10 protein-coding genes are annotated in these 14107 nt (G+C 39.8%); 7 read left to right on the top strand and 3 right to left on the bottom strand.

What is annotated here, in order from left to right; translation table 11 throughout:
- Positions 1 to 5: 5 nt before the first annotated feature.
- The 3 genes from IM793_RS08350 to IM793_RS08340 are packed head-to-tail and all read right to left on the bottom strand — an operon-like array spanning position 6 to position 5669.
- Entirely contained in the window at positions 6 to 1070 is a 1065-nt protein-coding gene (locus tag IM793_RS08350) for a phosphatidylinositol-specific phospholipase C1-like protein (RefSeq protein WP_193420560.1), read from the bottom strand.
- A 10-nt stretch (positions 1071 to 1080) separates the two neighbouring features.
- On the bottom strand, positions 1081 to 2670 hold the full coding sequence (locus tag IM793_RS08345) for a RagB/SusD family nutrient uptake outer membrane protein (RefSeq protein WP_193420559.1): 1590 nt from the start codon (positions 2668 to 2670) through the stop codon (positions 1081 to 1083).
- Between the two features lie 11 nt (positions 2671 to 2681).
- Positions 2682 to 5669, bottom strand: coding sequence for a TonB-dependent receptor (locus IM793_RS08340; RefSeq protein ID WP_193420558.1), 2988 nt, complete (start codon positions 5667 to 5669; stop codon positions 2682 to 2684).
- 903 nt (positions 5670 to 6572) lie between these two features.
- Between IM793_RS08340 and IM793_RS08335 the strand changes: the two genes are divergently transcribed.
- From IM793_RS08335 to IM793_RS08305, 7 genes are all read left to right on the top strand, one after another.
- Positions 6573 to 7307, top strand: coding sequence for an OB-fold nucleic acid binding domain-containing protein (locus IM793_RS08335; protein ID WP_193420557.1), 735 nt, complete (start codon positions 6573 to 6575; stop codon positions 7305 to 7307).
- Positions 7308 to 7432: 125 nt separating this feature from the next.
- Entirely contained in the window at positions 7433 to 8161 is a 729-nt protein-coding gene (locus tag IM793_RS08330; RefSeq protein WP_193420556.1) for a hypothetical protein, read from the top strand.
- Positions 8158 to 8841, top strand: a complete 684-nt coding sequence (locus tag IM793_RS08325; RefSeq protein WP_193420555.1) for a response regulator transcription factor — start codon at positions 8158 to 8160, stop codon at positions 8839 to 8841. The genes IM793_RS08330 and IM793_RS08325 overlap by 4 nt, the downstream gene beginning before the upstream one ends.
- Positions 8842 to 10179, top strand: coding sequence for a HAMP domain-containing sensor histidine kinase (locus IM793_RS08320; RefSeq protein ID WP_193420554.1), 1338 nt, complete (start codon positions 8842 to 8844; stop codon positions 10177 to 10179). It abuts the gene before it with no gap.
- Positions 10180 to 10342: 163 nt separating this feature from the next.
- Positions 10343 to 11560 (top strand): MFS transporter, encoded by a 1218-nt coding sequence (locus tag IM793_RS08315; RefSeq protein ID WP_193420553.1) that lies wholly within the window; start codon positions 10343 to 10345, stop codon positions 11558 to 11560.
- A gap of 143 nt (positions 11561 to 11703) precedes the next feature.
- Entirely contained in the window at positions 11704 to 12825 is a 1122-nt protein-coding gene (locus tag IM793_RS08310; RefSeq protein WP_193420552.1) for a metallophosphoesterase, read from the top strand.
- Positions 12826 to 12839: 14 nt separating this feature from the next.
- The gene (locus tag IM793_RS08305) at positions 12840 to 14084 is read left to right on the top strand and encodes an arsenic transporter (protein ID WP_193420551.1); all 1245 of its coding nucleotides are present in this window, start codon (positions 12840 to 12842) and stop codon (positions 14082 to 14084) included.
- The last annotated feature ends 23 nt before the right edge of the window (positions 14085 to 14107 follow it).

Raw genomic sequence — 14107 nt, 5'->3', positions numbered from 1 at the left:
CTAACTTACTTTTTAAATAAAGGGTTCGCTCTAAAGTATTTTCCATCAGCAAAACTGATGGCATAATCTGATTTAAAATGCGTACTCTTTTTGTAATAATCTGTTGTAATGATTTGGGCGCCAGATTTACAGGCAGCTTCGAAATCGCTCCAATCATTATTTCTGGCTTGCCTGGTATCCGAATCTGCCCTTGTTCTGATGAGGTAACCTTTCTTAACCAATTCAGGGATTTGTTCATCTTTTGGGTTATTTCGAATCATAAAGCCCGCCTCAGGCGTTCCCGGTTCTGCATTTGCAAATAATACACGGCCTTTAAGTGAAGGATGACCTTGAATGTAGGTGGAGCGTTTTCTGTCTTTGGCATCCAGCACGAAAAGGAATTTACCTTTAGCCTGACTAAGCTTCGGCCAGTTCTTGGCCAGTACAGCCTCTTCCAAAGTTTTGTATTTGCCTCTTACATCATCCGGACTTAAAATATGCTCTTTCCCTAAATTTTGAATAATCACAGCATCCAGTTCATCAAAAGTTTTACTTGTAAAAGCCTCAGGCTGCGTAAATCCTTTACGCTTTATCGAGTCATCTTTAGCTTCTAAAGTAATAAAAACTGGTGTGTGGTTTGGATTAGCATCCGACCATTTCTTTAATTGCTGTAATGCAATCACAAAAGTTAGTGCCGACGACCTGAAATCTAAATCCGTAACATGAAATACCTTGAATCCAGGTTTATTCATTTCACCGTCTTTATCGAATGCAGGTTGCCCCTTTACCTGTTCAAAACCTCTGGGATGGGCGTATTTACCACCTTTCTCATCAGCATAAACATCAATTTCGAGATTTCTTAAACCCATATCCAATTGCCCGGGCATAGGGATATGTTCATAATCCAGACTGTTGGCAGCTGCAGAATCCTGTGATTTAATTACATTGAACAGCGCAGGATTAATGGCTTGCTTATAACTATTATGCGAGCCGATAACCTGTATTTGATTGATTGGCAAATCGTCCTTTTTAGTGATTAAGGCAATTGCGGGTAGCACCAGCAATAAACCAAAACAGGTAATCAGTCTCATATTTTTAATTTTAGTATCCAGGGTTCTGTTTTAAATTTGCATTCAGCTTCAGCTCATTTGCCGGGATCGGATAAATTCTTCTGGTAAGATCTTTATTCATTTTTAAAACATCATTTGGTAAAGGATATTCTGTTTCAAATTGTCCGAAACGGATCAGATCGTTTCTTCTCCAGGCCTCCCAGCTAAATTCACGTGCGCGTTCATCAAGTAAAGTATTCAAAGTAACCGTTGTTGCGGCTTCAGCACCAGCACGGCTTCTTATTTTATTAACTAAAACTAAAGGCGTTTGTAACTCACTATTAACGGTAGTTGCTGTTGCGCCTCTTAATATGGCTTCGGCTTTCATTAACATTACATCGGCAAGACGTAAAACCGGCATATCGTTTCCGTTTAACCTGGTGGCCTGAATGGCATTTGGATCTGGCCAGTATTTTACTGAGCGGACACCTTTTGCCTGATCAGCAACCGTATTACCTAAATCCATTGGTTTACCTGGTTTTAGAATAAGGTCAGGGGTAATCTCAATTTGCGTTGTTGTTCCTGCAACATAAACAGGTTTGGTTAAATCAGGTTTACGGTTTGCATCAGGTGCATATTGCTTACCAATTAACCAGAAGCTGTTGCGAATATCGTTTGTCAAATTGAAGCGGTTATAATATTCAGGCGTAGTACTCATCGAAATACTAAAACCTACGTTTATTCCGTAAGCTGCTGCTAAAGCAGGGTAAAAACCAAACCTTGTAATCTGATTACCAGGAATCTGCTGATCATAAGGAATTGCAAAAATGGTTTCATTAATCTGCGGACCGTTATTTACATCGAAAATATCGCTATATTTTGCATCCAAACTATAATTGCTGTTTTTCAAAATGTTATCGGCCATGGTAACCGCATCAGTATATCTCGCTTTTCCAGTGTATACTTCAGCATTTAAATACATTTTTTCCAATAAGGCATAAACCATCGCCTGTGTGGGTCTGCCGTAAACCAAAATCCGGTTAGTGTTATCTTTTACCGGTAATTGAGCAACTACAGCTAAAAGCTCCTTTTCTATAAATTCAAATACTTTTTCGCGGGTTTGATTTCCAGGAGGCGTACTCACTGGAAAGGTATCTATAATGGGTACGTTTCCATACAAATCCATCATAAAGTAATAATACAAGGCCCTCATTGCTTTTATTTCAGCTATACTTTTAGCTTTTGAAGCATCAGATGCAACTGATTCGGTAGTAAGATTAATTAAGCGGTTGCAATTGTTAATACCGCCAAAGCCCCACTGCCAGATATCCCTAACATTTGGATGATCAATGGTCCAGGTATGGTAATGCAACTGGCGGTACTGGCCGCCATCATCAAAATTCCCATCACGTGCAGGCAGGATAGCCGCATCGGTAGAAAGTTCCTGCATTCTCCAATAAGGCACGCCGTACTGTGATGATAAGTTAGAATACATGGTGCCAAAAAGTGCCGTATAATCTGCAGTGGTATAGGGAAAATTTTCCTTAACGTATTGCGATTCTACATCGACATCTAGCTTGCTGCATGATTCGAAAACCATTAAACAGGCAAGAATATTAAACAGGATGATAAACTTTTTCATTTTCTTATTTTTTAGAATGATGCACTTACACCAAAACTATAGGTTCTTGTTTTTGGATAATAATTGTTATTGTCTATACCTGGTGTTACACCGCCCATATTAATCTCAGGATCAATACCGCTATAGTTTGTAATCACGAAAAGATTATTCGCAGTAGCATAAAGTCTGATGGCTTTAATTGATTGTGTTTTTGGTTTGATGGTATAACCGATTGTAGCATTGTCTAAGCGCAGGTATGAACCACTTTCCACAAAACGATCAGAGATCAGGTATGCATTTGTATCGTTGAAAGATTCGCCTAAAGTAAATCTTGGAATATTTTGCAGCTTGGCATCAGCCGGATTGTTTAATGATGCCATTGTTGCATTTAAGATTTTATTCCCCAATACCCCACGAACAAGGAAATTTAAATCCCAGTTTTTATAGTTGAACGTATTTGCCCAGCCGTAAATTAATTTTGGTTGTGCATCGCCAGCAATTTTAGCATCAGTGGTTAAGGGTTGTGTAGCGATGGTTTGTCCGGCGGCATTAACATAGGTACTTACACCTGCTGCATTTTTACCCGCATAGTTCCATAAATTGAAGGTACCCAGGGCATAACCTGGCTGAATCAGCTGGCTGTAATTTCCTGACTGGCCTTTACCACCCAACTGAGCCGTTTGAATGGCTGCAATTTTATAGAAATCATCAGATAAGGTTTCTACAACGTTTTTATTGTGGGCGATATTTGGAGAGGTTGTCCATTTGAAGTTATCTGTTTTAACCGCAATTGCATTTAAAGAGAACTCTACACCTGTATTTTTGATTTTACCAACGTTGGCAGGAATGGTTGGCAGGAAAAACTGCGTGGTTGAAACCTGGTAATTTTCATAAATTAAATCAGAAGTTTTCTTCACATAAAAATCAACTGAACCTGTAATTCTATCTTTAAATAAACCAAAATCTAAACCAATGTTGGTGGTTGCTGTACTTTCCCATTTCAAATCTGGATTTGGATTTCTTACCGGCCCAATTGCATTGCTGATATTGCCATTATTTAAGAACTTACTATTTCCGGTAGGCGTACCGTAAATCAGTAGTGCAGAAAAGGCATTAAACCCTAAACTGTTACCCGAAACACCATAACCTGCACGTAGTTTTAAATCACTCACTACCGGAACAGCTTTCATAAAATCCTCGCCAATGATTCTCCATCCGGCAGAAACCGCAGGAAATAAGCCCCAGCGATTATTTATTCCAATAGCAGAAGAACCATCATTTCTTAAAGATGCCTGTAATAAATATTTTTCATTGTAGTTGTATTGTGCCCTTCCATAATAGGAGATAAATCTTATGGTAGAAATAGGAGCATCATTGAAAAGTATCTGAGAAAGTGCAGTTGGATTTGAAAGAAATAGATTATTGTAACTTAAATTATCATTTGAGAAATTCTGTGTGGTTACGCCAAATCCATCATTGGTTCTATCCTCCTGCCATGAATAACCTGCAAGCAATTTTAAACTGTGTTTGCCAAAGGTTTTATCATAGTTAAAATAACCTTCCAATACTTCACTTTTATTTAAAATATCAATCTTCTGCGCTTGTCCGTTAGCGCCTCTGGCTAATCCCGATTGACTGTTCAGGTAAGTGCTGTAATTATTCTGATCCCTTTGCGAAGAAGCACTGGCTGTGAACTTCAGGCCATCAAGAATATTCACCTGCGCCATTCCATTAATCAGTGTTTTATTGTTCAGGTTGTTGATAACATTATTATCTACAATGGATAAAGGATTACGGGTACCACTTCCGGTACGATTATAATTTTCCTTATAAGATCCATCGGTATTAAAAGGACTTACCGTTGGCAAATAAAACAACATGTTGGGTAAAGCCTGCGATTGATAAATATCTGAGCTTTTTGAATTGCTATTGGTAACCGTTAAACCCAGTTTTAACCTATCGTTAAAGAATTTCTGGTTTATGTATGCTCTTACAATAGTCCGCTTTAAAGAACTGTTTTTTAATATTCCTTTGTTATCCAGGTAATTTACACTGGCGCCATAATCTGATGCCTGACCAGAACCACCGAAAGAAACATTATGATTTTGTGAAAAGCCTGTTCTCTCCAATAACGATTGCCAGTTGGTATCAGAACCATCATCATCAATCGGGTTTAAAGTCTGTTTATTATCTGCAAGGTACTGCCTTAGCTCTGGTGCAGATAGCATATCATATTTCTTGGAAACCTTTTCTACCGCAGCATAACCATTGTATGAAAGGCGTGCCTGTCCATTTTTAGATCTTTTTGTGGTTACCATAATTACACCATTTGATGCCCGCGAACCATAAATTGCCGTTGAAGATGCATCCTTTAAGATATCTATACTTTCAATATCGGCAGGGGCCAATAAATCAATTGATGCTCCCGGAACACCATCGATAACATAAAAAGGCTCCTGTGCTGCTCCTTCTCTAAATGACGAAGGCCCACGAAGTGTAATTGATGGCTTAGCATTTGGATCACCACTTTTGGTTACATTTAAACCGGCAACCTTTCCTTGAAGTAATTGGGCGGGATTTACCATTACACCCTGATTAAACTCTTCAGACTTAATGGAGGTTACTGAACCGGTTACATCTTTTTTATTCGCTGTGCCATAACCGATTACCACAACATCTTTCAAAGTTTGATTGTCTGGCATAAGCGTTACGTTAATCCGTGTTTGATTGCCAACAGGCACTTCCTTTGAGATGCTACCCAACATGGAAAAAACTAAAACGTTTGATGATTTTACTGATAGGGTATAGTTTCCATCAGGATCTGTAGAAGTTCCGCCTGTTGAACCTTTTATTCTTATCGTTACACCAGGAATCGGCTGGTTGGTTTCATCAACAACCCTACCGCTGATGTTCCGGGTATTTTGCGCCATTACATTTATGGAGAAAAGCATTAGCATAATCAATACACCCTGCAGCCTGCGTACCTCAGTAAAGTAAATCAGTTTGTAAATTTTTTTCATGAATGAATAATTTATAGTTTGTTTGCATTAGCCAGAACGGCACCTCATTTGGTCAAAACCCAATGACTAATTTGCTACAAAGATGAGCTTGGTTGGTTAGGAATTTATGATGTAAAAAATACTGAATTGTTAAATTCGGGAAGGAAAAGCATTGGAATGTTAAGAAAACAGTCATTAAACTTCATGTTAGATTTTTTAATTTAACATGAAGCTTAACAATCATTTGCAAATCAAAATATTGAGGTCATCTTGATTAAGATTATTCGTGTTGTCAGATGTTTCCATCTGACACTAATATCGTTCTTCCTAAGTTTGTACTCCTTAAGAACTTAACGTTTTGGATCTACTATTCCTTCGGTGAGCTCGCTTAAGGCTCGGTTTACTCAATAGTTTTCCGCTTCGCTACAGCTACAATTGACGTTATTTAACAAATCGTTATTAATCAGAATTTTAATTGCTTTCACATTTCCACCCAGCTAGGCCATAGCACGGTATCCCCGTTCTACTTAAATCCGGCCTAACAAATTTTTCGGGCTGCACTGTTCTGGCCGTACAACTGGCTTCAAAAGAAAACGGCGTAGCCCTCATGAATGCAGTTGAAAGTTATAAACAATAAATGAATAAATTTTCAGCCGGCATTTTTTGTTACTTTTTGATGCCAAAAAGAAAGAGCCCTTCGGCGGCGGCGAGCCGAGGCAAGACCGCGCCTTAGGGCAAAAGAAATCAATTAAACGTCACTCATGTTGATTTTTATAAAATAAGTTACCCCTCAGGGCAACGATCGCATTTTAAACCGGTGAGGATAATCAAATGAATTAAATTTAATTCGCTTTTCATACCCTCTTCAGATCGCAAGCGTAGTTTTGAATCATAAAATTATTGAAAATCAAAAAAAGAGAGCATATGAAAAGTCAAATCAAAAAAACAGCAATAACTGCTTGTTTCGCGCTGATGAGTATAGTAACACTAGCGCAGGTACGCCCAAATGATAACCCTCCGACACCACCGGCAGGAGGGCCTGGAGAAATGCTTCCTCTTCCTGGACGAAACAGAGGCGGTTTGGAAGGCGGTGCTTTAAAAGTTTTAACTTCGCTGAACGGAAAGGTTATTGCCTACCAAACGAATGACAGGTATATCTATAATAGTTTCACCTTGCAAAATGGCAGTCAGGTAATCACAGTCAGATTTCCTGAACAACTAGGTAAACAATTGATGAGTGCAGCAGCTAAAGGTAAATCGGTAACTGTAAAAGGCTTTACAGATAATGGACCAGATGGTGTAAATGTATTCCAAATGGCGAGTTTGCTGGTTGATGGAACGCAAATAGTAGATACCCCGCCAACTGTACCTATTGTACCGGTTAATGCACAGCCTGGAACCTTTACAGGAAAAATCAGTGATTTTAAGCGTGACCAGGGAGGCGCAATCCGCGGGCTTAATCTCGATAATAAGATCCAGATAGATTTGCCTCCACCTGCAATTGAACAGTTACAATCTCTACTAAAAGCTGGAGATAAAGTAAAGGTAACCGGCATTAAAGACACGCCACCATCAGGTGTGGCCTTAGAAACCGGTGCCCCAACGATCATTCATCCGGAAACCATAGAGATTAATGGACAGACTTATCTGTTAAGATAATCTGGTTAGATTGGGAGAGCTATTTCGCTCTCCCAATCTAAAATTAATTGTTGACGCGTATGAACTAATTGGCTGCTTCGCTGTTAACTGATAAAATATAATGGTATTTTGCAGATTGTATGAAAATGGAGCAAGATAATGACGTAGAGCCATTAACGATGAAAAATTACCGCCCCCTGTTGGTAGTAATCATTATTTTACTATTGGTTATTATCTGGTTATTAATAAAACCTCCTGTGCCTTTATTACCGAAAGCTCCAATACAACTTGACAGGCCACCGATGGAACGCCTGCAAAAACAACGGATAATTACCGGAATCGTTACCAGGTATAAAAACAATCCTCATTTAGATATCAATTCACTGGAACTAAAAACCGAAAAGGCTGGTTCAATCACTATCGATTTTCGGCCACATACAGCAGCATGGGTAACCAGGATTGGTACCATAGGAGAATTGGTTACGGTAACTTATGGTTTAAATCCGAGCGATGAAGTAGTTGGTTACCAATTAATAGCCATTAAGAATAATAGAACGGGCATTAGTCAGACTCTCGAGGATTTACCCCCACCTCCGGATGTTCCAAATCAGCAAACAGAAAAATTTAAACTGGAGAAACCTGTTTTGATCACAGATCAATATGGTGGTATTGTGGCCCTGAGAAAGAATAACCTTTTATTTCACTTTAAGCCGGGGCTGGTAGATGATATCGCACACCTCATCAAAGAAAGCGACATATTTCATCTTGTAGCGGTGAGACGTCAGGATGACCAGGGCTTTATTAATATAAATCATGATAAAGTATACATTGTGCTTAGCATTACGATAGATAACAAAACATTCCTGGTAAGATGAAAATATTATTAATAGAAGATGAGTTAAAGTTAGCAGGATTTATTGCTGACGCCCTTACGCAGGCCGGTCACATCTGTGATCAGGTTGCCGATGGTAATAAAGGCTTGGAAACGGCTATGGTTGGCAATTATGATCTTATCTTATTGGATATGATGTTACCCACACTTAATGGGTTGGAAGTTTTAAAAAACCTGCGCAGTTTTAATAATCAAACGCAGGTGATTATAATAAGTGCATTAAACGATACAGAGCACGTGATAAACGGGCTTGACCATGGCGCTATTGATTACCTTAAAAAGCCATTTGAGCTTGATGAACTGTTAGCCAGGGTACGCTCTGTACAACGCCGGTCTTTAGCACAGGGTTCACTCAAATTACAGGTTTCTGATCTAAAGGTAGACCTGCTGACAAGAGAAGTAAGCCGGGCCGGTAAACCATTGATATTGAGTAATCGTGAATTTGCCTTGCTGGAGTTCCTGCTTGCTAATCAGAACAACGTAGTAACAAAATCACAGATTCTCGAAAAAGTATGGGACATAAACTTCGATCCCGGTAGCAATGTAATAGAAGTACACCTTTACCAGCTTCGGAAAAAAATGGATAGAGGTTATGATGAAGAATTGATCCACACGGTTGTTGGGCGGGGTTATGTACTGAAAGGCGATGTAAAACAAGATTAAATGATGACAGGAAAGCGTCAGTTCGGCATCAAATTAAAAATAACGGCAGCATTCAGCCTGATCTTTATTTTGTTGAGTTTCTCCTTCAACCTTTACTGTTACCGGAAGATCAGGATGCTGATGATATCCGATAATGATGCTTATTTAATCGCCAGGGCCCAAACACTTTTGGATAAAACCGAAGTATTACCGGCAATTATTCCTCTGCCTGATAACAACACCTCAATTAGGGTATTATACCATTCAGCAGGAAAGCCCATAACAGTTTTTCAGTCGCCGGGGATTATTAAAAATATCCGTACACCTACAAAGACAGGCGTAACCGATACCTTGGGAATGAGGGTTGCCTACGTAATCAGCAGTAATGAAGATAACCCCGCCGAATTGATCCTAGTACGCAGTGCAGAGCAATTAAATAATAATTTACAATACCTGCTCTTACTGCTATTTGCCTGTAGCCTGTTGAGTGTTTTGCTTGCAGGTTTAATTGCCTATATTTTATCGTTCTATTTATTACAGCCCGTGCAGCGTATCATTAAAGCTGCCAAGCTCATCAATGCGCATCAACTCAGGGATGTAATTCCTGTTAAGAAAACGAATGATGAATTGCAGGAATTAACGGAAACCATAAATATGATGTTAGTCAGGATCGATGAATCGTTACAGCAGCAGCAAAACTTTTTTGCCTCGGCCTCACATGAATTAAAGACACCGCTTGCCATTATGCGTGCCGAAATAGAAGTCCACCTATCTAAACCGGTATTGGCGCCCGAGTTATCAAACCTGATGAAAAGTCAGCTCGCTGAAATTAACAGGCTGCAACAAGTGGTACAGGAATTTTTATTGGTGAGCCAGTTAAAAAGTAGTGGTATTACTTTGCACAAGCAACAAATAGATCTTTCATTGGTTATACTTCGGTTATTTCACAGGTTCCAACCATTTCTGCAACAAAAAGGATTAAACTCAACTATTGATTTTGATAAAGATGCAGAGACATTTTTGATAACTGCCGATGATGATAAATTGAATATCTTACTGATGAACCTCCTAGAAAATGCAGTTAAATATGCTACTCCAGATACCACCATCAGCTGCTCTGTTCAGCAATCTACATTGAAGGATCATATTGCCATAAGCTTTAAAAATACGATTAACGAAGAAAGTTTCCCGACTGAAAATCTCCAAAATGCCTTCCATAGAGAGGCTATAGACTCAAATGGTGCAGGCATTGGTCTTTGGCTGGTTAAAGAGATAACACACTTACATGATGGAAATTTCCGGATGGAAAGCAGCAACTTTTCATTTGAAGCAATAGTAGACTTGCCAATCAGCGCATAGCGGTCAGTATCGATCTAAAACGTGATCTCGCACCACTTTTTAATATGAAGAAAAATTAATCCCATCAAAAAAGAGCACAAAAAACTGATTTACAATTAATTAACATAAATTATTCCTATTAAGGGTTTAAACATAATAATGCTCAAGATGTTAAGGAAATTATATGAGCAAACAAGTAGCAACAGGTGTAACAGATAAGAGGGTAATCTGGCCATTACAATCTCTTAATTTTTTCATGGCTGATCTCCAGGCTGGAATCGGGCCATTTTTAGGAATATTCCTTTTAGCACATGGCTGGAAAAGCGGACTGATTGGTTCAGTCATGACCATAGGCGGAGTTGCCGGAATGATTATGACCATTCCGGCTGGTGCATTAATCGATGCCACCAAAAGGAAGCGGTTTTATGTGGTTATATCAGCGATCTTCACCATATTGGCATCGGCTATAATCTTATTTACCCAGGAGTTTTGGCTGGTTAGTATTTCGCAGGTGGCAACAGCTATTGCCGGATCGGCTATTGGTCCGGCTATAATCGGAATCACGCTGGGCATAGTGAAGCAAAAAGGGTTTAACAAACAAAACGGTTATAACCAGGCATTTAATCATGCAGGCAATGTGGTAGGTTCTGCGCTTTCTGGTTATCTGGGTTATAAATTCGGCATAACGGCAATATTTATTTTAGCTGCTTTTTTTGGCGTACTATCCATTATTTCAGTGTTATTGATTCCGGCTAAATCCATTGACGATCATGTGGCAAGAGGCATGAAAGAGGGGGATAAAAATGAGAAAGCAAGTGGATTTAAAGTATTATTTCAGTGTAAATCATTATTAGTACTTGCAGGTGCATTGGCATTTTTTCATTTGGGGAACGGCGCTATGCTACCACTTTATGGCCTTGCCGCTGCCGCTAATGGCCAGGGTAATGCTTCCATGTTTGTGGCTATGACTATTATTATCGCGCAACTGGTCATGATCGGCACCTCATTATTAGCCATGAAGATGGCAGATAAAAAAGGCTACTGGTTGGTATTATTCATCTCTTTCCTATCGTTACCTATCCGTGGTTTATTTGCCGCTTATATGCACAGTCACATAGGAATCTATCCCGTACAAATTTTAGACGGAATTGGAGCCGGCCTGCAAAGTGTTGCAGTTCCCGGATTGGTTGCTCATATATTGAATGGCACGGGACGCGTAAATATCGGACAGGGCGCAGTGATGACAGTACAGGGACTAGGTGCTTCATTTAGCCCGGCAATTGGAGGCTGGATAGCTCAGGGAATAGGTTATAGTACTACTTTTATGATCCTTGGTGCGTTCGCCATCGGTTCCATCCTGTTGTGGATCATATTTGCAAAAACAATCAAGGATGCTTGCTAATCTATATTAATTCTCATATGATAGCATAGTAATAAATGAACGCCATTATAGAAGGTTAAAAAAACACATCACATGATAACAAAAGAGAAACAAGATGCTACAGGATCTTTAAAAACACTTCGAGAATACAAAAAAATAAATTTATGCGTTCAGCCCCATTAATCTTCGCTCATTTAGGAGATCTGCACATTACTAAAGCCAAAGAACAGAATTACATAGATCTGCTGTCGATTATAGCTCAAATTGAAACAGAACTAAACGGTCAGCTTGATTTTGTCCTGTTACCCGGCGACAATGCCGATAACGGTTTGCCTGAACAATATAAATTAGTCGCTACTGCCCTTAAAATGTTAAGCATACCGGTCTATATACTGGCAGGTGACCATGATATGGAACAAGGCAGCCTCGATAATATGTATAAAATGCCTCAAACCCAAAAACTACCACTATCAGTTTTACATAAAGATAACAGATGCCTGTTTATAGATGTTTGCGGATTTGGAGCTGGCGGACCGGATTTTAGATTAGATATTAAACAATTAGAATGGTTGGAAAAAGAAATGGCTGCGGCTACAGATAGCGGGGAAAAGATTCTTCTGTTTATGCATGTTTTTCCTGCTGATTTGAAAGCACCGGATGAGCGGCAATCCATCAATAAGATGTTGGAAAAATATGATGTAGTGCTGGTGGATATGGGGCACACGCATTACAACGAGATCGCCAATAACGGTCAAACGATTTTCACCGCGACCAGATCGACCGGGCAGATTGAAGAGGGGCCGGTTGGTTATTCGATCATTACTGTTCATAAATCTGCTGTTAGCTGGCGTTTTAAACAACTGGCAGAACCTTTTCCATTTGTAATGGTTACCTGGCCGGCTGATTACCGTTTATTGAACAGAGACAACCAAACGGTTAAAGGAGAATATGAAGCTTCTGCTTTAGTATTGGGTTCACGGAAAATCTCGTCTGTAGTATGTAAATCTGGTTTATTGGATTGGCAAGATATGACCTTTGAAGAAAAAGATGGATTATGGAAAGCCAAAGTCGGCGTTTTAGAACAACCTTTGAATAATTTGATCATCAAAGCGACCGATGTTACAGGCCGTCCCGGTATCTGGACCATACAGCCTGCTACAGAAAAATACATTTCGCCCCAAAGTATTAAAGATGGCAGCGATGCAAATACTATTGGCACCTGGCCGGAAAACGGGATCATGGGTACACAACTAGGCCCTAACCGTAATGGAAAACCAATATCTTAGCGCTATAAAAAAATATGAATAACATTCTAATCTGGATCATTTCCTTCCTGGCAATAGCAGGTGTGATCATCAGGCCTTTTAAAGTTACAGAAGCAGTGTACGCCATAAGTGGGGCTGCCTTATTATTATTATTCCAGCTGATTAGCCCATCTGATGCCTTTTATGGGGTAGAAAAAGGTTTAGATGTTTATTTATTCCTGACGGGCATGATGTTGCTGGCCGAAACAGCCCGGGAGGAAAAACTGTTCGATTGGCTGGCTGCCCATGCCACTTTAAGGGCTAATGGATCTTCAGGAAAGTTATTTTTGCTGATCTATCTTGTTGGTGTTATTGTAACTACATTTCTTTCCAATGATGCCACAGCTGTGGTGCTAACGCCAGCCGTGGCCGCTGCAGTTAAAGCAGCTAAAGTAGAAAAACCACTGCCGTATTTATTGATCTGTGCTTTCATTGCTAATGCAGCTTCTTTTATGCTGCCCATTTCAAACCCTGCAAATCTGGTCATTTATGGCAAACACATGCCATCCTTAATGCATTGGCTAAGTTTGTTCCTTATCCCCTCTATATGCGCCATTACCGTTACTTATTTTATGCTCCGATTTTCTCAGCGCGAATGTTTTAAACAGAAAATCAGAACTGACATTAGTTTGCCTGAATTAAGCCCTGGCGGTAAAACAGCTTTAATTGGAATCTGTGGAACTGCTGCTGTTTTGCTGGCTGCTTCGGCATGGAATATTCAACTTGGATTGCCTACATTAATTACTGGTGTTACCACCAGCGCAATTGTATTGGCCAGAGCAAGAAAAAACCCGGTCAATGTTATTAAGGGGATATCCTGGGCAGTACTTCCGTTGGTAGCAGGTTTATTTGTAGTAGTAGAAGCTTTAAATAAAACCGGGATGACCCAACATTTAAGTGCAATGTTAAATGATGCGATAGCACGATCTGAGACGGCAGCTGTGTGGCTTAGTGGTACTGTGACCGCTGTAGCCTGCAATTTAATGAATAATTTGCCGGCCGGTTTAATAGCAGGAAATGTGCTGCAAAGCACACATACACCAGATATGGTTAAAAGCGCGGTGCTGATTGGCATAGACCTCGGCCCCAACCTCTCCATAACAGGTTCATTGGCTACTATACTATGGCTGGTGGCTTTAAGACGTGAGGGGCAAGCAGTAAATGCCTGGACATTTTTAAAATTGGGAAGTGTAATTATGACTGCAGCCTTGATAGTTGCCATACTATCCTTATGGATTTGATCTGTTAGGTATCCTGCCATTAA

It is taken from the genome of Pedobacter sp. MR2016-19 (assembly GCF_014947265.1).
Classification (GTDB): Bacteria; Bacteroidota; Bacteroidia; order Sphingobacteriales; family Sphingobacteriaceae; genus Pedobacter.
The sequence above is the reverse complement of the archived record's forward strand: the minus strand, read 5'-3'. Positions and strand labels throughout refer to the sequence as shown.